Here is a 22,011-nt window from a genome sequence, read left to right on the forward strand (position 1 = left end):
CACATTCCATCGCGACACGGGTGAGCTAAAGTTCGAAAACCAAAGGGTTTTCGCCGACTAACTCGTTAAAGTTAGACGTTACGAAAACGTCCGGTTCAAGAGACTCAAAGCGACCTGTGCCGATTGGTTAGCTTGTGCTAACACCGAAGCGCCCGCATTCATAAGAATGTTACTCTTCGTCAATTCAGCAGTTTCTTCAGCAACATCCACATCGCGGATACGGCTGTTGGCAGCGGCCATGTTTTCTAACGACACTGCTAAGTTAGAGATCGTTGATTGCAAACGGTTTTGGATCGCACCAAAATCCGCGCGCATCGCAGATACACTGACAATGGCAGAGTCAATAGCACCTAAAGCATTTTGTGCAGACGCTTTATCAGCAACACTTGTTAGGTTCACACCTAATGCTGCAGCGTTGGCATCGGCTTTTGATGAATCAAAAGATAGACGGTCAATATTTGGATCGTTACGAGTTCCCACTTGGAAATCCAAGATGGAACCAGTACCACTTAACAGCTGTGTACCGTTAAATTCTGTACCATCTGCGATTCGGTCGATCTCAGAAACCAACTGGTCATATTCCACGTTGAGAAACTGTCGCTCAACGGGGCCAATGGTGTCTGAAGCGGCCTGTACAGAAAGCTCGCGCAGACGGATCAGAATAGCACTGATCTCGTTCAAAGACCCTTCCGCCACCTGAACGAGAGAAACCCCGTCCTGGGCGTTTCGCGAAGCCTGTTTAAGACCGCGAATCTGAGCCTTTAAGTTTTCGGATATGGCCAAACCAGCGGCATCGTCACCGGCTCGGTTAATTCGGTACCCTGACGATAATCGCTCTAGGCTCTTATCCAGGGATAACTTCGTGCCGACCAGATTTCTCTGGGCATTCAGCGAAGCTGTATTGGTGTTAATTCTTAAACCCATTGTTTCCTCCTCCTTGAAGAACGCAGGCACCGTCCGTGATACCTGTCGGGTTATACTTCCTTACCTGTCTCTTCGGCGTTTCAGAATGAGACTTTAGGGGATGATCTCAAAATGAGAAAAACTGGACGTTGGGGTGGTTTCACGGCCGCCGTCTTAGCGGTGGGCGCGGGTCCAGCGACGGGTGCCGGCGGGCTCAGACATCCGCTTTGCGGAACTCGCCGGCGGCACCCTTCGCTGGATCCGTGCCCACCGCTAAGACGGCGCCCTAACAAAAGCCTGGTTTTGGTGGGGATGGTGGTTTGGCTTTCCGCTTGGCGGAAGTCGCCCTTGTTTTGTGAGTTTTGCTTTGGTTCGGTTGGCCTAGTTTATTGTTTTTTGCATTTTTTGTAGCCTAGGAAGCCTATTATGAATGAGGACACTTTGTTGTTGGCGTTGTTTAGGGAGAATTTTCTGTCACCTTCCGAGTAGAAGGTGGCGTCTTGGATGTCGCCAGTTTCTAGGACGTTGACCTTTATATAGAAGTCTTCGCCTTCGAAGGGGCCTATTATGCCTCCGTCTGTGTTGTCCCAGTAGTGAAATCGACCTTCGTATTGATGGCCTTCTTGAGTTTCTGCAGAGCGCTTAAGCTCGTTGGCGTCGTCGCTGAGAAGGACATCGTCTTTTTTGCTGTTACCTATGGTTTCCATGTCCCAGTTGACTATGTTGTCGGGGCTGCCACCTTCGTCGATGTTAAAATAAAAATTAAAGGTGAGGCCGTCGCTTCCTTCATAAAAAAATACGTGTGATGAAAATTCATCAGGCTTTGGTCCAATATAGGGATGGGCCGATGCGCTGTAGTAGTTGTAATTTTCAGCAGCCGATTTGTCTCCTTGATAGGGCACAATGGATCCCAAGAACTTTTCGTTTTCAATGGAACCGTCGTCGTTTTCATCTAGCCATATGCCAAAGTGTTTGCCTTCTTCGCAGATGAGATTTCCATCTTCATCACGAATTTCGGGTATATCTCGGGGTAAGTCTTGGTCTAGCCCCCCTTGGCCTGGATCATTCGGATCTACAGTTGCTGTGGGGATTGACGTAAACTGGACGTCTTCGCAGTTCTGAAAGCTCACGGTTATGCCTGCTCCTAAAACCAAAACAATACTGCCTATAATGTATTTTCGAAGCTTCATGAATTTCGCCCCCTCTGGCTACCTCTTATAGAATAGCAAGAAAAGGGCCATGACAACGATAAATAATAGATACTACGAGAAAAGAAGTGCGTAAGCCTAAGACAGTGTAAAGCCTCTAGGCGCTCTGCGATCCACGCAGTTTATATCCAGGTGCATTTCTAACGTCGACTGGGTGTTTTGGTCAAACTCACCAGTGGCTGCAGAAAATTTCCATTAAAGATTACCGAACTATGGCTACTGCATTAATCAACAAGAGTGATGTCCACAGAATCATACTGCGAGGACTGAATGCTGCCATCTAGGCCTTCGGCCATTTGGCCGTCGCGCTCTCTAAACACACTGACCGTGGCAGGTATATTGCCGCCATTCACTGTAAGTGTGTCGCTAGCAGGAATGGTGTGTGAGCTGGCCGTAGAAACTAGGGAACTACTCGAATACCCAGTTTCGTCATCACCCTGTTTAGATAGGGAAACCGAAATAGAATCAGATGCATCGGCCCCAGCATTCCACTGCACGCTCAGGGACTGGCCCTTGGTGGCATTCGCACCCGCCGTGGGCGATGAAATCGTCACAGCCTCTGTGAGAGTGACCGTTGATGTGTACGGTTCTTCGTCTTCGCGAGAAAAGACAAAAGTATAAATGCCACCTTCGCTATAGGGGACCGATTTTCGGTACTCAATGATGCCGAGTAATTCTTGTCGAGTCAGCACAAGTCCATTCACCGTAATTGAATCGCCACTAGATAAATCTAGAAATGATCCCGTGGGTCCGCCCACTTGAAACTTCGCTATTGCAGTAGCTGCCCCATTTGAGGCAGAAACATCAAAGCTCGCATAAATTCCCTTAGTTTTGACATTTTCGGAGTCGGTATTTGAGCATCCAAAAAGAGTAGCTGAACTAAAAAACAAAACTATAGACAAAATACTAAAGCGCATTCGACTCCACCTTTCAGATTCATCCATTAGAAAGATATTATTACCAAATTAATTGTCCCATTGATTTCAGTCCCTGGCGAGACCAAAAGTCTGAAATCAACTGAAACACCAGAGACCGATTCAAAATGATATCTTTGAACAGGTTAGTCTCAACGCGCAACGAGCCTTAGAGGGGGCGCCGAGAATACAGGCCGTATACGCAAATACCTTTATGTTCTTTTTATTTCAATGTCGCTGACGGGATGCCTATGGGGCACAGGCACCGGGAATCCAGAAAAACAACCTGCTTCTGACAGCAATAGTCTGTTTACTCTCCGATCATATGTATGTGTTAAGCTGACAAATTGTTACAACTTACTGTCCGCGAACGACTGCCAAGCAGGAATGGGTGTACAAACAAATATCGATACTGAATTAGGTCTATCTGAAGGGCAGTACGCCAGTTATGAAGAGGTTGAAGATGCGGTGTATGATGGTGTTCTCAGCCCCCATTTAGCGGCTGTTTCACAATGTGCCGATGATATATATCAGCTCAGCTGCGAAGACCTCGACGCACGGGATGTGTATGATCCATTGAAGTCAAACCCCTATGAAAATCTAAAGAATATCTTCTCACCCGCCTGTGAGGGGATATTTGGTGGCGTTCTCTAGACCATTGCTGGTGAATCATAACAACGCATTTAAAGGTCACCAAGTATTGGCCACTTAGGTTTTGGCAAATCCAGCGAGTGAATTTCATTTCTTCCTTAGTCATATGTCTGTATTTTTTGGAAGTGGAGTGATTAGAATGGGTTTTGGCTAGCACCCTCTCCAACTGACAGGCCCTAGTAACATTTTGTAAAATCAAATTAACAAAACGAATAACATGATCTAACGCACGGTAATTATTATGAAAAATAGACAGATTCAAGCAGTTTTGAAGGCCCGATTGAGTGAGGAAAAGCCGCTGATCCAGGTCCTAGTTGGCCCCCGGCAACACAATCTATCCCAGAAGAAAAAAGGGGTTGGTATTTTGAAAATGCAGTTATCGCCAGACTCATAGCGGCCGGTTGGGATGTCAGCTATTGGAAAGACCGAAATTATGAGGTGGATGCTGTGGCCAAGGGCCCTAAGGGTGAGCACTGGGCCATAGAAATAAAAACAAGTCCTACATCACACAGGGAACTTGCTGGCCTAGAAAAATTTTGTACTCAGTAACCAGACTTCGAGCCCTGCTTGGTTTCACTAGCCGGCCAGCAATTTCAAGACATTAAGTGCCTGGACCCCACAGAGATTTTATCTCTGCATCGATATTACTAACCCACCGAATTGCCCAATGAAAGGTATGGCGTTTGGTAGATTTACTCGCTCGACCTGCGTTTCAAGCAAAGAACCCAATGAGCCTCTAATTCCGGCTTTTTTTCTGAACCCTAGTTTTGGCAATCGAACGTACACCACATAGAATGTTAATGGGCCCGTGGGCGACAGTGATATAAAGCAGTGCTGAACAAAGAAAGGAAAAAAACTCTCTCCAGCCCGCTGTTAGCGTATCCTAACTAGCAAAATTGTCCAATCCCTCAACATCTGCCACTTTGTGGGGCATTTAACGCTGTCAGTGCCCAATAGATGGCTTCTGGCCGGACCGGTTTTTGCTCTTAATATTAATATCTTGAGCGCTTGATCGTATCAAAATGAGACGCAAGCGTGGGCTAAACTGGGGGAGAAATAAATGTCAAAACGTGGGAAACACAACGCAATTTTGGGTGTACTACTCTTAGCCACAAGCTTCTTGTGTCTAAGTAGTTCATTGGCGGCTGTTGATCCTACTGTTTTTAATTGGACCCACTCGTCCGTGGTGGATGATGATAGCCCGTCCCTCGATTTAAAATATTGGGAACAAGCTTATAGAGAGTTTGGTTCTGATCAGATCAATATGGCCAAATATATTCCGCTGAGTTTACATGGAGACTCAGAGTCGCAAATGGCTGAGCAAATGGCCGGTCACTGGCTTAAACAACAAGTCGTTGCAAGCCCCATGGGCGAGACGGCAGTGGTCGAGGGTTTCACCATGAAAGCAGACATTTCTGAAGATGAAGCGGGTGACGCCACCCACTCTGTGGAGTGGGACCTGGACCCTGCTTCTCAAAAAACAAAATTCACTTATCACGGCTACGTGAATGCCAACTTAGATTATCATGTGGGATCATCACAACTGTCGTTGGCTGTGAATTGGTCTTGGTAAAAATCCGAGCATGTCTAAGGCGGCCAGCAAGATGTCCTTGTCTTGATCACCATGGCGTAAGATTTCGTAGGTGTGTTTGTCTATGCGTATGACCGTGCTGCCTTGACCACTGCTATTGGTAGATGCCGCGGCAGGCTCCTCTACGATCATCACATCAGAGGGCAACCAATCAATCTGCTGTCTTTGTCGGGCTGGCGGCTCACCAGATCGGTTAATGCTGGTTGTTGTGATCGGTATTTGGTTACTCCATATGAGATCCCTGACTGTGGGATGGGGAGAACACCTAAGCCCCACAAATTGAGTGCCGCCATGAATGAACTCTGGCGCCCCTGGGAGCGCTGGTAACACAAATGTCACCGGGCCTGGCCACAAAGTCTCTAGAAGTTTTGTTGTGCTAGGGTCGAGGACCACATATCTGGCGGCCATATCCGGTCCTGAAACCAAGACGCTGACGGCCTTTTCAGGGGGGCGACCTTTGATTTCAAAAATACGTTTAACGGCCTTTGGCTTATCCCAATTGCACCCCAAGCCCCAGATGGTCTCAGTGGGGTAGGCAATAACGCCGCCTTGGCCCAAGTGTCGAACAACTTCATCCAGATTATTCATAACACCTTATTGCCGATATCCCGCCGCATCTGACGACCTACCCAGCCGGCTTTGTCAGCCTGTTTGTAGGCATTCTCAATGGCCTCGGCAAATGACGACCCCACGGCCACGGCATTGAGAACTCGGCCGCCATCGGTGACCCATTGGCCATTGTCGTTCTTCTTAGTGCCTGCGTGGAGAAAATAACTGGATGGAAGTTCTTTATCGAGGTCGCCTTCAATCAAAAGGTTTTTTTCAGGAGCTTCAGGGTATCCTGGTGCCGCCAAGACCACACAGGCTGAAAATAGGGATTTCCATTTCACGGGCGGCAAATCGCCAAGAGCCACTGCCATTAGAATGCTAGCCCATTCTTCATCTACCAATGGCAATAGAGCTTGCGCCTCGGGGTCGCCAAAGCGAACGTTGTACTCAAGCACCGTTGGACCTGAATCAGTGACCATGATGCCCACATACAATATGCCGCGATAGTCGAGTCGACGTTTTGCAATCTCGGCAATGGTTGGTTCAAGTATGGTTGTGTGTATGGCAGAGTCGAGGTTTTGATCAATTGTGAGCGGTGCAACCACACCCATGCCACCGGTGTTCGGACCCTTATCACCCTCAAGCAACCGTTTATGATCTTGCGACAATGGAAGTGGCGTGTAGTCGGAGCCATTGGTAAGCACGAGATAGCTCAGCTCCCAGCCGGACTGATGCTGCTCCAATAGAGCCCGTTTGCCGGCATCACTTAAAATATTTTTTTCGAACAACTGAACGGCCGCCTCTTTAAGGTCTTCAAGGGTGTCACAAATAAAAACGCCCTTTCCCGCAGCCAGGCCGTCGGCTTTTAAGACATACGGAGGGGTAAAACTGAGAGCCTGTGACAACGTGGATTCCACACTGTCTACAATGACAAAAGCCGCCGTAGGCACGCCCGCATCGACCATGAATTGTTTTGAGAAAATCTTGCTGGCTTCAAGTTGCGACGCCGGCTGGCTTGGGCCAAACACTCGGCATCCCTTTTTACGCAAATGATCACCAAGTCCACTGACAAGGTCAGCCTCAGGACCAATTACAACAAGGTCAACTCCGGTGCGTTTTACTAAATTTTCAACAGCATCAAAGTTCGCAGTGTCTACCCGATGGCACAGAGCCATTTTTTTCATACCGTCATTGCCGGGAGCACAATGGATCTCGCTAACGCTCGGAGAATGAGCAAGACTTCGTACGAGAGCGTGTTCACGTCCGCCTTTGCCAATAACTAAAACTTTCATCTCACATTCTCTTTTCAACTAACAAAGTCTCAGCTTCGTCAAACTGTTCGGGTGCTACATAGAGACGTTCAATACGGCGAATCTCTTCGTACTTTTGAAAAATTTCTGTTGTATCTTCAATGGGGTAAGGAGTGGCCATTCGATCGTAATGGTCCACCACATAGATGGGAAACACCCGTTCAAGAGGGCTTCCGCCATGGTACTTACTAAGCCGCATGGTGGAGTTGGAGTAGATCACTTTAACGTTGTGTCGTTCGAACTCCGCCTTCATGTTCTCAGCTCGGGGATTGGGCTCTGTCGAGTGCAGTTCAAACAACATTTTATAAGGGCGGCGATTAGAGATGCGCTTGGCCCACTCGTTATCAGATGTGGCCATATGTTGATAGAGCGAGTAATCGGTAAAGTGAATATACTGATTGATATCAGCGGGTAAACGAAAGCCGCAATCTTTAGATGTGAGAAATCGCAAAAGCATTTCTTCGTAGATAATGGCTTTGTGATGAAAATAAACCATTAGATGCATATGGTGGCGAGAAAGCAAAAAATCATCAAAGGTGTAAAGCGCTCTGCGGTTTAATGCCAAATGCATTCGCCCATTGACCGGATGATAGGTGAGGTTGGCGAGTAGCCACCCCAGTTCCACACGCCCATAGTTGGTTCCGCAAAAATAGGCATCGCGCTCTAAATAGTCCATTCGATCCACATCTAATTCAGAGCTGACGAGCTGGCTAAAGATGGTGCGAAAATCAAATCCCTGGTCGTGAAAGAAATCATCAGGAGTTTGCAAGCTGTTATCAATTAAGCAAGCCACATTTAGTGGGTTAATGTCTGGAAACGCTTTGCGAATGATTTCGGCCAAGGGAGAGTCAGTGACAAACTTAATTGTGTAGTCCTCATGGTCAGCCCGTCGCTTGGAATCGATAAACAATGATGAGGGGTCCATGTCGGTTCGTCGGTGTTCGTAAGCCGAAATTTTTAGCTCCGACAAAAACGGCATCACTTCTTCTGTTGTATGGCTTAAGGGGCCGTGTCCTACATCGTGAAGTAAAGCTGCCAGTCGAAGTGATTGACGAAGAAGGGCGCGCTTATCGGCGGTGCTAAATTTAAAATCACGAAAAATAGAATCAAAAGCCCGACCAGCAAGATGGCAAGCCCCAATGCTGTGAATGAAACGATTGTGGGTGGCTCCCGGAAAACTGAATTCCGAAAATCCCAATTGCTTGATTTGCCGCAACCTTTGGTACGCAGCAGAATCGATGATTTTTTCCTCGCCCCTAGAAAGTTCTATGGACCCGTGAATAGGATCGCGAATCTCCATGGGGTTTCTATAGCCTCTGGTCGCCTACTTCGCACTGAATAATCCAATTTTATGCAAGGCATTAAGAGGGGGTTGCCACCGGCTTCGACCTGTTTAAAAATCAATAGGTTTTCAATTCCGGAGGAATTATGCGCAGGTCTGTTGCGGCCCATTTGTGGCCGCTGCTCGGACTCTTATATCTAGCCCCTGTTTTTGTGCAGGCCGAAGTGTATCCAGAAATGGTTCGACCTCTGAGTCACGAAACTTGTGCCAGCAATCAAGCGCTGTTGTCACTGGGCTGGTATGTTCACGAGGCCGAGAATTTTTCTCAATTGGCGCAACAGCAGACTGATCTTATGTCGCATCAGAGAAATCTATATCGACCCGATACCGAAGGGGTTGTTTACAGTTCATCAGCGCATCGGCTGGTGCGCCTTGAATCCTACGATAAAATCACTACGGCAGCCGGTGAGATGTACGGAGATCTTCTTTTTATTATGGTTCCGGAGACGCGAGAGCTTATTGAAATCCGCTGGTATGAAGACGGCCTCCGCCATACAGCCTACAGCCGTGAGTTTCAAAATTGTGCTAGCAACATGATTCCGGATCAACCAAACGCACTGTTCTAGAGGGTCAGCCTGAGGGCGTATATCATCAAAATGACGCAGTCAGTGTTTCTTCTGTGGGACTACCGCATCACCCTTGATTTGCGCTATGGTGGGGACACTTTTGGAGGTTCCTTTGAAACAGTATGTCGAGTTAATGCAGCATGTGCTGGATCACGGTGTCAGCCGCGAAGATCGTACGGGCACCGGCACAATAAGTGTTTTTGGACATCAAATGCGTTTTGATTTGCAGCAAGGCTTCCCTTTGGTGACGACAAAGAAGATTCACCTAAAATCGGTGGTTCATGAACTGCTATGGTTTTTAAGCGGAAATACCAATACTAAATCTCTCACTGAACACGGGGTGCGTATCTGGAACGAGTGGGCTGATGAAAATGGCGATTTGGGACGGGTTTACGGTGCCCAATGGCGCTCGTGGCAGAAGCCAGGTGGCGGAACGGTCGATCAAATTGCTGAAGTGGTGGATAGCATTAAGAATAATCCCAGCTCAAGACGGCACCTTGTGGTGGCCTTTAACCCCGGCGAGTTGGATCAAATGGCACTGCCACCATGCCATGCGTTTTTTCAGTTTTATGTGGCTGATGGCCGCCTGTCTTGTCAGCTTTACCAACGAAGTGCAGATATTTTCTTGGGTGTGCCGTTTAATATCGCCAGTTATTCGCTTTTAACGGCGATGATGGCTCAGGTCACCGGCCTGAAGCCCGGCGAGTTCATACATACTTTGGGTGATGCTCATCTTTATTCAAATCATCTCGATCAGGCGCGCTTGCAACTTTCAAGGTCGCTACGTGAGTTGCCCACACTAGAGATCAACCCCAACGTTAAATCAATTTTTGATTTTAAATTCGAGGATTTTGAAATTAAAAACTACGATCCTCATCCACATATTAAGGCGGAGGTGGCTGTATGACTTTGTCCCATATTGTGGCAGCAGCACAAAACGATGTGATTGGTGTTGAAGGGGGCCTTCCTTGGAATATCCCTGAGGACATGAAGTTCTTTCGAGATAAAACCCGTGGGCACGCCATCATCATGGGACGAAAGACTTACGAGTGTGTAGAGCACCCGTTGCCCGATCGATTGAATGTGGTAGTCACCCGAAACACCGATTACGATGCTCCTGGGGCCCACGTGGTGGCGTCGCTGGAAGAGGCCATCGAATACTGCAAACAATTCACCGATAAATACGGTGATGAGATTTTCATTATTGGTGGCGGAGAGATCTACCGTCAGTCTATGGATATTGTTGATATTATATATTTGACTCGCATTCACAAAGACTACCCTGGTGATGCAAAATACCCCACGGTCGATTTAAAAGATTTTGAAATTATTGAGCAGCGTGATCGTTCCGAGCCAGAGCCATTTACGTTTTTCACCTACGCTCGGAAACAATCTTAAGCGTCCATAGCTCTTGACCATACTCCGAAATTTGGTTAGAATTTCGGAGTATGGTCAAGAGGATAATAAAGTTCAATAAAAACAATAGCTTATTGCTCTTTGGGGCGCGTGGTACCGGTAAAACCACGTTTATTCAGAAGGAAATTTTACCCCTATTTGATACCGACGATTACTGGTACTTCGACCTGTTAAAGGCAGAGATTGAGGACCGGTTTCTGCGGGATCCTGACTCACTAGAATCTGAATTCCTAGCTTCCAAGATTAAGCCCAAGGTTATCATTATCGACGAAATTCAAAAAGTACCAAAGCTCCTGGATTTGGCACACAGGCTTATTGAAAGCCATCAGGTGGTGTTTGTTCTCACCGGATCCAGTGCTCGAAAGTTGAAACAGCAAAGCGCCAATTTACTGGCTGGTAGAGCTTTTTCTGAAAGACTATTTCCTCTAACTCACCGGGAGCTAGGAGACCATTTCAACTTAGAGCAGGCTCTCAACTTTGGCACACTTCCGTCGGTTTGTTTTTTTGAGTTCGATGATCAGAGGCACAATTACTTGCGTACTTATGCCTTGGCTTACGTAAAGGAAGAAGTGCAGCTTGAGCAGTTAGTTCGAAAGCTCAAACCCTTTCGGGAGTTTCTTGAAATAGCAGCCCAAATGAGCGGCAAAATTGTGAATGCATCAAAAGTTGCCAAAGATGTGGGCGTTGACGACAAAACCGTCCATAGTTATTACGATATTTTGGTTGATACCTACCTTGGGTTTTACCTCCCACCCTTTCATCGCTCAGTTCGAAAAAGTCAACGCAAGTCACCCAAATTTTACCTATTTGACTGTGGCGTTAAGCGGGCTCTTGAACGGAGCTTACATGCTAAAGTGGTTCCCGGAACCAGTTATTATGGCGATACCTTTGAGCAGTTTATTATTTGTGAAATCTTTCGTCTCAATGAATACCTCCATCAGGACTACAGGATTTCTTATTTCGAAACCACAGCGGGAGGCGAAGTGGATATCGTCTTATCTCGTGGTCCCAAAGAAACATTGCTTGTTGAAATTAAGTCGTCAGAAAAAATCGATGAGATAGAAGTCAAAAAGTTAGCTAGTATCCAAAAGGAGTTTATGGCGAATAAAGCCTATTATTTGTCGAACGACCCCATTAGAAAAGAAGTTTTAGGTGTAAATTGTGTTCCCTGGTCTTTGGGGCTTGATGAAATATTTCCATCTAAAAAATAAATTTGAAGGGCCGCCTTAATAAAAGATTTTGAAATTATTGAGCAGCGTGATCGTTCCGAGCCTGAGCCGTTTACGTTTTTCACCTACGCTCGGAAACAATCTTAAGCGTCCATCTCGTGGGGTGGCAGCAGGCCTTTCTTTTTGATTTTCTCAACGAGAGTGGTTCGATTGAGTTTCAATAACATGGCCGCCTGGTTTCTATTCCAACCCGTTTTTTCTAGTGCCTTTAAAATGAGTTGGTTTTCGTAGGCATCAACGGCCGAGTTGAAATCCACTCCTGACTCAGGGATTTCCACTTTGTCAGGGCTTGGTACGAAATTGTGTTTACCACGATACTTCTGAGGCAAGTCATAGACATCAACGATGCCCGATCCTTTAAGAATGGCCAATCTCTCTACCAGGTTTTCTAGCTCACGAATGTTACCGGGCCAAGGGTAGTTATTGAGCAGGTCCATGGCATCAGGCGATACCCCTTGTAGGGCCCGTTGTTTATTCCGGTTGAACTGCTCCATAAAATAATGAAAGAGTAGTGGGATGTCCGTTTTTCTGGTCCGAAGTGGCGGGATTTCAATGGGAATAACGTTTAGTCGGTAAAAAAGGTCTTCACGAAAACGGCTTTCTGCCACAGCTTTTTCAAGATCAATATTGGTCGCGGCAATCACTCGAACATTGCACACCAGGCTTTTTGCACTGCCCACAGGCTCAAAGCGTCGTTCTTGCAGCACTCGAAGGAGTTTTACTTGTAAGTTGGGTTCCATTTCACCTATTTCATCAAGAAATACGGTTCCGCCTTCAGCCATTTCAAATCGACCCATTCGGTTAGAAATGGCGCCGGTAAAAGCCCCCTTGACGTGACCAAACAGTTCACTCTCCATCAGTTCGCCAGGGATGGCTCCGCAATTGATGGGGACAAAGGGCTGGTTGTTGCGCAAAGAGTTGTAATGGATCGCTTTGGCCACAAGTTCTTTTCCTGTGCCGCTCTCACCTGTGATCAAAACAGTGGAGTCGGACTCAGAGACTCGCTCGATCAGTTCGAGAACTTTGCCGATGCCTTCACTTTGTCCAATAATGTTATCGAACTTGTATTTACTGTGAAGAGCAGATCGCAACTTTTGGTTTTCTTGTTGCAGTTTGCTGTTGTCGAGGAGCTTGTCTACCATGCTCAGAACTTCTTCAAGATTGAAGGGCTTACTGACAAAATGCGAGGCGCCTTTTCGGGTGGCCTTCACAGCCAGTTCAATGGTACCGAACCCAGTGAGAATAACCACCTGGCAACGAGGATGCAGTTCTTTAATTGTGGTCAACAGATCAAGTCCATCGCCATCGGGTAATCTTAAGTCAATTAAAGCAAGGTCTAAGCCCTTTCCACCCTGACTCAAGGTGAGAGCTTCCTTTTTTGAACCAGCGGTAATTACACTGTATCCTTTTTGATCTAAGGCTCGAAACAGGGCTGTTCTTAGACTTGTTTCGTCATCAACAATTAAGATTCGTTGAGTCTGCATGCGCTTTCCTTCCGTGGTTAAGCCGATTCATCTCCGTCTTGGAGACGTACACTGTCCTAATGGCCGCCGATCAAAATAAAATGCGTACGTACTAGATGCTCAGGCGAGGAAGCTATTAGTGAGCACCAACAGCCATACTTTAAGTTTATGAAATGGCTTTAAGTAGTGTCAAATTTTGCTGTCAAAAACTTGGCTGGGTTTTGATAAATCTAGACGTTTAAAAGAAATTTTTGCCGTCGTTCCGCCGTTAGGCTGGGAAGTAATTTCTATATGCCCATTGTGCTCACGAACAATGTTGTATGCCAGGGTTAGCCCCAATCCAGAGCTTTTGCTGGAATCTTTCGTTGTAAATAGTGGATTAAAAATTTGCGGGGCAATGTCGCTAGAAATCCCCGGACCATTGTCTGTGACGGTGATCGCCGGGTGGCCTTGAACAGCATCGTCCAGGCGAACTTCGATCTGTCCAACGAATCGAGGATCATGTTCAGCCTGGTCGGCCACGGCCTCGTTGGCATTTTGCAGTACATTACATAGCGCCTGCGACAGCAGATTAAATTGCCCCTCAACTTCAACAGGATGATCAGGCACACTCACATGCACATCCACCCCCTGCGACCGGGCTTGCAGCTCCACTATTTTTAAGGCTTGAGTGATAACGTCTCGAAGGTCAATCCATCTTGGTTCACTGTTGTCTTGTTGGCGGGTGAAGCCAAGTAGGTTTTCGACGATTTCTTTACAGCGTTGGGCCGCCTGCTCCATGTTATTGATGTCGTCGACGATGTCGGCGTTGTTTTCGCCATCCATTTTTAGCAGTTGCAGAAAAGAAATCATTCCACCTAAAGGGTTATTGAGTTCGTGGGCAATGCTGCTTCCGATTGTACCGAGCTCTGCCATTTTTGCAGACTCAAGTAGCTGTCGTTTCATTCGCTGTTGATCGGTAATATCTCGAAGCATCATTAAGATCACATCACCTTGGTGCTGGCGATCTATAATCTTTTGGCAATTCACTTGAAAAGTTCTTGATTCTGAACCTTTTGTTCTGGTCTTTTGCAGTTGTACAATGGATTGGTCTTTTAATTGAGGACGATCTTCATCAGTTAAGAAAAAAGTTTCAAAAGCATCTTCGCCAGCAAGCTGAGTGATGGGCCTGTGGCAAGCCTCGGCAAACGAACGATTGGTCCGAATGATTTTCCAGTCCGTATCAGCAATGGCGATCGGATCAGAAATGGCGTCAAAAGTGGCCTCCCACTGTTGTTTTAAGTTTTCTGCTTGATTGAGTTTTGAAACCCGATCCACCGCCAACGCCACGGCCTCAGCAATTTGTTGCAAGAACAAGCGCTCTTCTTTTTTGAAATTGTTTTTTGTCGGCCGGGCAAACCAAATTCGCCCCAGTTCAGCCCCGCCAAGACCGAGGGGCGATTTTGCGATGGCGAAGGCGTTATTTCGCGAAAGCTGTTCTTCCACTTGTTGGCCTTCCGCCCCTAAAAATATACGAGTCCAAATTAGGCCGAGGGGTTCTTTTAGGGCTTCTGTTAGCATGCGCTCCATTTCGGCGAGAGAACGGGCTTTATGTACGGCCAAAAGCGCTTTTTGCAAGGCCGCTATTTTTCGACTGGCCACTTCGGTTCGTTCTCGTGAACGGTGTAGTTTGTCTTCACGGCGAACCATCAAGACTTCAAGCTCTTTTGTCAGTTCAATCAATTTATTGTTTTGCTCACTTGCCATTTGCAACAGTTCTGTGTGCTGTTGTTGTTGAGCGTGGGTCTCAAGAGCCTTGTGAATGGAGGCCTCAAGTTCACCTGATTCATAAGAATGACATATTCTGAGAGTTCGTGTTTGATTGACCACCTGTTGGAGTTGGTCAAAGGCTATGTCGCCGAGCACTCCAATGCCGATGGTTTCTGGTGAGTTTTGGCCCACTCGATGAAGTAAATCAACAAGTTCACTAAAAGACTTCGAGCTCAAAGGGAACACAATCACTTTGTATTTTGCAGACAAAACTTTATTTTTTGCGTGTTGCAGGCTTGGTGAAAAATCTGCTCCCAGCTCGATGGATTGTGGTTTCGGGTGACCAATGACAAGAATACTTGAATGAACATCTGTCATAAAACTAGCCCGCCGCAGTAGTTGGTTTTTTGCTCAAAAAAATATTGGCAAAGCCGCCAGAAAACTTGGGCCACACTTCACAGCTATTTAGTCTTTCTTCAGCCTCAATACAAATCACAGGAATTTTCATATCAGACCAGCCAAAATGGCTGAGGCTGCCGGGTGTGGGGTAACCGATATTGTCGACCAATTCATAGCCAGATGAATCACACAGGTGTTTGGCCGCCCAGTGGCCGGGCTCTCCGGTTAAGACCACGCAGGGGTTCCAAGAATGACAATGAATCAACAACGGGGGTTTGTAAGCTTTAATCAGTTCAACAAAAGCTTGAATTTCGGGTTCGCTGCCGGGATGAGGCCCCGGATAGTACCGGGGCTCTTTGTACTCAGAGCTCCAGTTGCTGCTTGGGTAGTTTCTATTGAGATCGACACCTCGACCGTTCACTCTTTGATTTTTGCTCAATCCGTCTGGATTTAAGCAAGGTATGATAATCCATGAAACAGGTGTCGGTTGATTTAAACTCCTTAGCCAACTCAAAAGTCCATCCACCAGATAGACGCCTTCGGGTTCGTCGCCATGAACGCCGCCAACGACAACAACGGGAGCTTCAGGAGTTTTGCTACCCAAATCAAAGGAGGAATATAAGGCAATGGGTTTTCCGTCATTAGATGTGGCCCATTGAGGATTTGCAAAAATCTTCATAGTTTCAGTGTAGAGAAGGTGGCCTCACGTGTAAATGGCCGGGATGTCCGTTCTTGACCTTTAAGGCAACTCCACGTAATCCAAGCGGGTTATGGCAAAATCTGATAATAAAAACTTCTCGGTGATAGTATTGGCAGCAGGCCAGGGCACGCGCATGAAATCGCCATTGCCCAAAGTTCTGCACCCCGTTGCTGGCCGTCCTATGGTCGGGCGGGTGGTTGAGGCGGCTAAACAGGCCGGAGCCAAAGAAATACGAGTGGTGGTTGGCTATGGTGAAATGCTCGTACGGCAAGTGGTCGAACCGATGGGTGCGGTGTGCCTAAAACAAGAGTCTCAGTTGGGTACGGCCGATGCGGTGCGTTCGGCGCGAGCTGAAGAAATGGAGGGCACAGTTGTCATACTTAATGGCGACCATCCCCTCATCACGGCTAAAGACATTAAAAACATGGTGTCCCGATTTCGTAAGGGGTCTGCAATGTTATCGGTTGTGACCACCGAACTTGAAGACCCCGGCAGTTACGGCCGTATTGTGCGACACATGGACCATGTGCGCGCCGTCGTTGAGGCCAAAGATGCCTCTGCAGACACCTTGGCAATTAAAGAGATCAACACAGGCATTTATGTTCTAGATGGTGAAATTCTAAAGCAGTTTCTGCCGCGAATCGAAAACAACAATGTGCAGGGCGAATATTATTTCACAGATATTATTTCGTTGGCCTTTGATGGTGGACATGTTTGTGCCCCCATTGAATCTCCAGCCCACGTGGCTGAGGGTGTGAATTCGCAAAGACAGTTGGCCGTGGCAACAAAGAAAGCCTTCCTTCGGAAAGCAGAAGCTTTAATGGACGAGGGTGTTATCATCGTTGATCCAGATCACACCTACATTGAAGACAATGTATTTGTAGGTGCAGGTAGTGTGATCTACCCAGGTAGTTACCTCAGAGGGACCACCCGTATGGATCGTTTTTGCGTGATCGAGTCTCATTGTTATTTATCTGACAGTGAACTTTCTGAGGCGGTACAGGTAAGGGCAGGATCGTATCTTGAGCAAGCCGTGGTTAAAGCGAAAGCCATTGTTGGACCCTATGCACGACTGCGGCCTGACACAGAAGTGGGTGTCGATGCACGCGTGGGCAATTTCGTTGAGCTGAAAAAGGTGAAGTTCGGTGATGGTGCAAAGGCATCTCACTTGACCTACTTGGGTGATGCCGAAATTGGCGCCAATACGAATATCGGCTGCGGAACTATCACCTGCAACTATGCGGCTGATCATAAAAAGTATAAAACAGTGATTGGCAAAGATGTATTTGTCGGAAGCGATACCCAATTTGTTGCGCCGCTTTCAGTAGGAGACGGTGCGGTTATTGGCTCAGGATCAACCATCACAAAAGACGTTCCGGCAGGTGCTTTGGCTGTGGCCCGTGGGCGGCAAGTGATCAAAGAAAACTACCAGCCAAAAAAATCAAATAACGACGAGTAGTATATGTGTGGAATAGTTGGTTACTTAGGCCCCGAAGACCCCAAAGATGTCATTATTAATGGATTGAAGGCCCTTGAATACAGGGGGTACGACAGCGCCGGTGTGGCCATTCTTGATGGCGATCAGTTTAAACGTGTCCGGGCCCAGGGAAAACTCACAAACCTTAAAGAAAAACTAAAGACTCAGGTGTTTTCAGGCCATCTTGGCATTGGGCACACCCGTTGGGCCACACATGGTGCCCCAAGTGAGCGAAATGCTCACCCCCATTGTGTAAAGGGCATAAGTATCGTGCACAACGGAATCATCGAAAATTATCAAGAACTGCGTGATGAACTTCCTAATGCCGAATTTCAGTCAGACACAGATTCAGAATTAGTGGCTCATTTAATCTCGAAAGAAGTTGATGCTGGTGAAGATCTATATTCGGCGGTATTAAAAATCTTACCCCAACTCACCGGAGCGTATTCCATATTGGCAGTGTCGTCTGATCAACCGGATGAAATGGTGGCTTTTAAAAATGGACCACCCCTTATTGTGGGGCAAACCCCAGACTCTGTTATAGTGGCGAGCGATGTGCAAGCAATGGTGAAGTACACAAAAAATGTGTACTACCTCGAAGACGATCAAGTCGCGCACATCAAGGGTCATGAATTTCGGTTAACCGACCGAACTGGCCGGCCACTGGAGAAAACCCTGACGGTGGTGGACTGGAGCCCCGAGCAAGCCGAGAAACAGGGATATCCCCACTTCATGCTTAAAGAAATCTTTGAACAACCCAGGGCCGTGGCTGCCGCCTTAGAGCCACATGTGAATACAGAAACCCATTCAGTAAATTTAAACGATGTGGGCTTTGGCAAAGACACCACCGCTGTTCTGGCCGGAGTGGAGCGCGTTTTCGTCGTGGCTTGTGGCACCAGCTACTATGCGGGAATGGTGGGCGAGTACTATGTGGAGCGCCTTGCTGGAATTCCCGTGGAAGTTGATATTGCCAGTGAGTTTCGCTATCGGCATCCGGTAATCCCTAAAAATTCGCTAGTGGTGTTTATTTCTCAAAGTGGTGAAACAGCAGATACGTTGGCAGCTTTAAGACAGGTAAAGTCAGAGGGTGTAACGACACTCAGTATTTGTAATGTGAAGCGCTCGAGCATTGATCGTGAGGCTGACGGTCATCTCTATATGAATGCCGGTATTGAAATAGGTGTGGCCAGCACAAAGGCCTTTGTGGCTAGCCTAACTTTAATGAATCTGTTGGCCTTAGCCATAGCGAAATCCAAAGGCCAATTGGGGTTGGGTCTTGAAAAAGAATTAGTACAAGACTTGTTAGGGGCCCCCAGTCAGATGGAAACCGTGTTGGCCTACGACAAGTTTTTTAATGAAGCGGCTGAGACTCTAAAAGGTTACCGTGGGTTTTTGTATATGGGTCGTGGGGCTAATTATCCAGTGGCCATGGAAGGGGCATTGAAGCTAAAAGAACTCGCCTATATGCATGCCGAAGGGTATGCAGCTGGCGAAATGAAACATGGTCCGTTGGCTTTAATTGATGAGACTATGGCCATAATTATGTTGGCTCCCAGTGATGACTTATATGAAAAGACAGTGAGTAACCTCGAAGAGGCGAAAGCGCGCGGGGGAGTGATTATTTCCATTGGTACCGGCGATAATGATAAACTCAAAGGTCTGAGTGCCCATTATTTGGCATTGCCCCCAGCACATTGGACCATCAATCCACTGTTAGAGGTGATTCCCCTTCAGCTATTGGCCTATCATGTGGCCGATGCCATGGGGCGGGATGTGGATCAGCCGCGAAATTTAGCCAAGTCGGTTACGGTGGAGTAGCGCGCCCCGATTTTCGAATCAGTGTGTCGACGTCAAGGCGGGAGATTTTCATACTTTCTGGCATGGGATTATTCACCTGACCCACTCGAAACAAAAATAGGGGCAGTTTATTTGTGCCAAAAAGATCACCGAGGGTGGTTTTATTAGCCTCACAAAACTGCAAATATTTTTTAGGATAGTCTTGGGTGCAACCATTTAAATAGCCATACATAGGAATTATGGCTGAGGTGATAGGCTGAACAGAAAATCCTTGGCCACAGAGAGACGTCCATACTCGCAATATAAACCGACCTGCTGAAATAAAATCGTAAGAATCCGCTGTTAGAAGTACATAAGCAGGAGTGGCTGAAAAAGCTTTTTCAGCATTACTCTTTCCGACCTTGCCCATAATTCCAAGAAAATTGGCTATTCGGTACAAGGCTGGATAAAGCGACATTAAGTGAATTGCCTTCACATCAAACGGCTTAATGCCCAAATTCTCTGGCGATAGTCCCCACTTGACGGTGCCAGAATTAGTAAAATCAATGGTTTTTGTAATATCCAAGAACGCCCCAAAATAGGTCCAGACAATCTGATCCGAGCCAATTAGAAAATCGCGTAATTTTTTTTGACCATTGTTTTTTAAGATATGAACATGCGCCAAATCTACGCCACCCGCGCCATCGACCGCAGCTTTAAGGGCTGGCATATCAATATCAAGGTTATAGGGGCGCCGATCGGTTAGGCGAAGATGCGCCTTGGCGGCCAGATTGTCTATAGCTATGGTCTCATCCTCAACAACATGAACTCTAGCATCTAATTGGCTTGGCATAATCTCCACATCAAGACGCAACTTCATCCGACTGGCGGCAATCTCGAGGAGCTCGAGCAAGGCACCTAGGGCCATCATGGAACTCGAGTTTTTTATATTAAACACATGTTTGCCACGTTCTTTGACGTGGTGAACGGAAAATTCATCCCGGCCAATTACAAAGTCAAAGGGTTGAGCATTGTCGCCCGATGGATACCAGCGGGCATCATCCAGTAATTTTAGAATTTTTTCTCGCACTTGTAACGTCCTTAGACATAGTTTGGGTTGGGGATCGTATATAAGTTAACCATCAATTGTCTCAAAATGATACGTATGTATTTGTAAATTTTGAGATTTCGAGCTTTTAGCCTGCCGTTGGAGTATGATGACATGAGGAGCGCCATCAATCGCGCCGGGGTACTCTATGGGTCTAAAAAAAATTATTGCAAAGTGGCTCCCTCACTCCTTAAAGGAGCGTTTTTTTTTAAAGTCGCTCAAGCCCTTTTCGTTGGAAGAGTTTAACCAACAATTCGTGATAAAGGTAGCAGAGACGCCAGATGAAATCCTTTCTGCATACAAGCTTATTTACGAAAATTATTTTTTGGCGGGTCTTTGTGAACTTGATGACGAGATGCTTCGCTTGACAAAACATGCACTGTTGCCAACGACTTCGGTTATCATTGTTAAGCACCACGACCAAGTTATTGCCACAATGTCAGTGATTCTTGATAACCCACTCAAGTTACCTATGGAAAGCCTTTGGCCCCTTGATTTTTTAAGGAAAAGCGGAAATCGCATAGCTGAGATATCAACACTATCTATTAAACCAAATTACAGAAACCAAAAGGGGCGGTTGTTACTTCCACTGACAGGATATCTGTATCGATACGCCTTGAATACTTTAGGCGTTGATTTTTTGACTCTTGCAGTTCACCCCTATAGTACTCCGTTTTACTCAGCATTTTTCAATGCTCGCTTTGTTGATAAAAAGGTCATGTACTACAAAGGTGCCAATCACGCTCCGGCGGCAGCGATGACTATTGATTTAAAAAATAACCAAGTTCAAAATCATGTCGAATCAGTGTTTTTTGGACCGAAACTGGATATCCCACTGATTCATTACATGCATTGGGATAGGTATCCCAGGGCCTATGTTTTTCCAGAAAGAAAATATTTTCGTGCCTTTGATCCCGGCTTTCATTTAGATTTATTGAAAGACCTATTTAAGAAAAACATCACCGGTCTCAAGACGCTCACCGAATGGGATAAGGAGATTTTGACAAAAATTTACCCAAGTGATCTGCAGGAGACACTTGAGGTGACTAGTGTGTCCTCTGGTCCTCGAGAAACATATCGCTACCCCGTCAACTGTTCTGGTATTTTTACCGAATCGTCATCGGGACAAATGCAGTTTGTTCGCGTGTTTGATATTTCCGACAAGGGCCTCTTGCTATTTAATAATTCAATGGGTCAATTAGACTCCCAACATGGGCATTTGGCACTAAAGGTTTCAAAAGACATTACTATCCAACTGGAAATTCAAATTGTGCGCACCATGAATCAGCTTTACGGGGCCAAAATTGTTAGAGTTAAGCCAGTACATGAATGGAAGCGTTTTCTTGAATACCTCCACCTCACTTTTTTTAAAACTGCTTCTGCTGATCAGCCGTTACCTCAGCGTGGTCGCAATTTAAAATCCGCATAATTTCTTTGGTGCCCAACCAAGCCGGGTCTGACATTTTTTGGCAAGACATTGAAATAATGATAGGGTTTCAGGGGCCTGTGTCCCCCGTGCATTCGTAATTTTTTTAAGGGTTTTCGCAAACTGTGATTAGTCTGGGCCTGTGGACAAGGTGAATTCTCTTGGTGTTCTCCTGGCATAAGATCTGCTACTGTTTGACCATCTACGAGGAGAGCGCCCATCAAATATCTCAAT

At 46.6% G+C, this 22,011-nt stretch carries 20 protein-coding genes; 10 read left to right on the forward strand and 10 right to left on the reverse strand.

The window, feature by feature from the left end; translation table 11 throughout:
- Positions 1 to 78 precede the first annotated feature (78 nt).
- The 3 genes from H6626_13815 to H6626_13825 all read right to left on the reverse strand — a co-directional run bounded on the left by H6626_13815 (position 79) and on the right by H6626_13825 (position 3,028).
- Positions 79 to 924, reverse strand: coding sequence for a flagellin FliC (locus tag H6626_13815; GenBank protein USN47247.1), 846 nt, complete (start codon positions 922 to 924; stop codon positions 79 to 81).
- Between the two features lie 365 nt (positions 925 to 1,289).
- Positions 1,290 to 2,093 (reverse strand): hypothetical protein, encoded by an 804-nt coding sequence (locus H6626_13820; protein USN47248.1) that lies wholly within the window; start codon positions 2,091 to 2,093, stop codon positions 1,290 to 1,292.
- Between the two features lie 242 nt (positions 2,094 to 2,335).
- A complete protein-coding gene (locus H6626_13825; GenBank protein ID USN47249.1) occupies positions 2,336 to 3,028 on the reverse strand; it encodes a hypothetical protein in 693 nt (230 codons plus the stop codon).
- A gap of 384 nt (positions 3,029 to 3,412) precedes the next feature.
- On the opposite strand from H6626_13825, the gene H6626_13830 reads away from it, so the two are divergent.
- From H6626_13830 to H6626_13840, 3 genes are all read left to right on the forward strand, one after another.
- Positions 3,413 to 3,679 (forward strand): hypothetical protein, encoded by a 267-nt coding sequence (locus H6626_13830; protein USN47250.1) that lies wholly within the window; start codon positions 3,413 to 3,415, stop codon positions 3,677 to 3,679.
- Positions 3,680 to 4,012: 333 nt separating this feature from the next.
- The gene (locus H6626_13835; GenBank protein ID USN49045.1) at positions 4,013 to 4,225 is read left to right on the forward strand and encodes a DUF4143 domain-containing protein; all 213 of its coding nucleotides are present in this window, start codon (positions 4,013 to 4,015) and stop codon (positions 4,223 to 4,225) included.
- Between the two features lie 511 nt (positions 4,226 to 4,736).
- Complete coding sequence (locus tag H6626_13840) at positions 4,737 to 5,249, forward strand: hypothetical protein (protein ID USN47251.1); 513 nt, start codon at positions 4,737 to 4,739, stop codon at positions 5,247 to 5,249.
- Here the strand turns inward: H6626_13840 and H6626_13845 are convergent.
- Genes H6626_13845 through H6626_13855 form a run of 3 tightly spaced genes read right to left on the reverse strand, consistent with a single transcriptional unit; the run spans position 5,214 to position 8,426 of the window.
- Positions 5,214 to 5,855: a threonylcarbamoyl-AMP synthase gene (locus H6626_13845; GenBank protein ID USN47252.1), complete on the reverse strand. Its 642-nt coding sequence runs from the start codon at positions 5,853 to 5,855 to the stop codon at positions 5,214 to 5,216. The genes H6626_13840 and H6626_13845 overlap by 36 nt on opposite strands.
- Positions 5,852 to 7,108, reverse strand: coding sequence for a phosphoribosylamine--glycine ligase (gene purD, locus H6626_13850; protein ID USN47253.1), 1,257 nt, complete (start codon positions 7,106 to 7,108; stop codon positions 5,852 to 5,854). Before purD ends, H6626_13845 begins: the two co-directional genes overlap by 4 nt.
- Position 7,109: 1 nt before the next feature.
- Entirely contained in the window at positions 7,110 to 8,426 is a 1,317-nt protein-coding gene (locus tag H6626_13855; GenBank protein USN47254.1) for an HD domain-containing protein, read from the reverse strand.
- A 128-nt stretch (positions 8,427 to 8,554) separates the two neighbouring features.
- Between H6626_13855 and H6626_13860 the strand changes: the two genes are divergently transcribed.
- The 4 genes from H6626_13860 (at position 8,555) to H6626_13875 (ending at position 11,661) form a co-directional block, all read left to right on the forward strand.
- Positions 8,555 to 9,034: a hypothetical protein gene (locus H6626_13860; GenBank protein ID USN47255.1), complete on the forward strand. Its 480-nt coding sequence runs from the start codon at positions 8,555 to 8,557 to the stop codon at positions 9,032 to 9,034.
- A 112-nt stretch (positions 9,035 to 9,146) separates the two neighbouring features.
- Positions 9,147 to 9,941 carry a thymidylate synthase gene (locus H6626_13865; GenBank protein USN47256.1) on the forward strand — a complete coding sequence of 265 codons (795 nt, stop codon included), beginning with the start codon at positions 9,147 to 9,149 and terminating at the stop codon, positions 9,939 to 9,941.
- Positions 9,938 to 10,432 (forward strand): dihydrofolate reductase, encoded by a 495-nt coding sequence (locus tag H6626_13870; protein USN47257.1) that lies wholly within the window; start codon positions 9,938 to 9,940, stop codon positions 10,430 to 10,432. The genes H6626_13865 and H6626_13870 overlap by 4 nt, the downstream gene beginning before the upstream one ends.
- Before the next feature lie 50 nt (positions 10,433 to 10,482).
- On the forward strand, positions 10,483 to 11,661 hold the full coding sequence (locus tag H6626_13875; protein USN47258.1) for an ATP-binding protein: 1,179 nt from the start codon (positions 10,483 to 10,485) through the stop codon (positions 11,659 to 11,661).
- Positions 11,662 to 11,762: 101 nt separating this feature from the next.
- Here H6626_13875 and H6626_13880 read toward each other — a convergent pair whose 3' ends face one another.
- The 3 genes from H6626_13880 to H6626_13890 form a co-directional block, all read right to left on the reverse strand.
- A complete protein-coding gene (locus H6626_13880; GenBank protein ID USN47259.1) occupies positions 11,763 to 13,163 on the reverse strand; it encodes a sigma-54-dependent Fis family transcriptional regulator in 1,401 nt (466 codons plus the stop codon).
- A 168-nt stretch (positions 13,164 to 13,331) separates the two neighbouring features.
- On the reverse strand, positions 13,332 to 15,269 hold the full coding sequence (locus tag H6626_13885; protein USN47260.1) for a PAS domain-containing protein: 1,938 nt from the start codon (positions 15,267 to 15,269) through the stop codon (positions 13,332 to 13,334).
- 4 nt (positions 15,270 to 15,273) lie between these two features.
- Positions 15,274 to 15,969, reverse strand: coding sequence for a DUF2817 domain-containing protein (locus tag H6626_13890; protein USN47261.1), 696 nt, complete (start codon positions 15,967 to 15,969; stop codon positions 15,274 to 15,276).
- 91 nt (positions 15,970 to 16,060) lie between these two features.
- On the opposite strand from H6626_13890, the gene glmU reads away from it, so the two are divergent.
- On the forward strand, positions 16,061 to 17,449 hold the full coding sequence (gene glmU / locus H6626_13895; protein USN47262.1) for a bifunctional UDP-N-acetylglucosamine diphosphorylase/glucosamine-1-phosphate N-acetyltransferase GlmU: 1,389 nt from the start codon (positions 16,061 to 16,063) through the stop codon (positions 17,447 to 17,449).
- 3 nt (positions 17,450 to 17,452) lie between these two features.
- On the forward strand, positions 17,453 to 19,285 hold the full coding sequence (gene glmS / locus H6626_13900) for a glutamine--fructose-6-phosphate transaminase (isomerizing) (GenBank protein USN47263.1): 1,833 nt from the start codon (positions 17,453 to 17,455) through the stop codon (positions 19,283 to 19,285).
- On the opposite strand, the gene H6626_13905 is transcribed toward glmS, so the two are convergent.
- Positions 19,272 to 20,333 carry a hypothetical protein gene (locus H6626_13905; GenBank protein USN47264.1) on the reverse strand — a complete coding sequence of 354 codons (1,062 nt, stop codon included), beginning with the start codon at positions 20,331 to 20,333 and terminating at the stop codon, positions 19,272 to 19,274. The two genes, glmS and H6626_13905, sit on opposite strands and share 14 nt — an antisense overlap.
- Before the next feature lie 166 nt (positions 20,334 to 20,499).
- On the opposite strand from H6626_13905, the gene H6626_13910 reads away from it, so the two are divergent.
- Positions 20,500 to 21,780, forward strand: coding sequence for a hypothetical protein (locus H6626_13910; protein USN47265.1), 1,281 nt, complete (start codon positions 20,500 to 20,502; stop codon positions 21,778 to 21,780).
- The last annotated feature ends 231 nt before the right edge of the window (positions 21,781 to 22,011 follow it).

It is taken from the genome of Pseudobdellovibrionaceae bacterium, assembly GCA_023898385.1.
Classification (GTDB): Bacteria; Bdellovibrionota; Bdellovibrionia; order Bdellovibrionales; family UBA1609.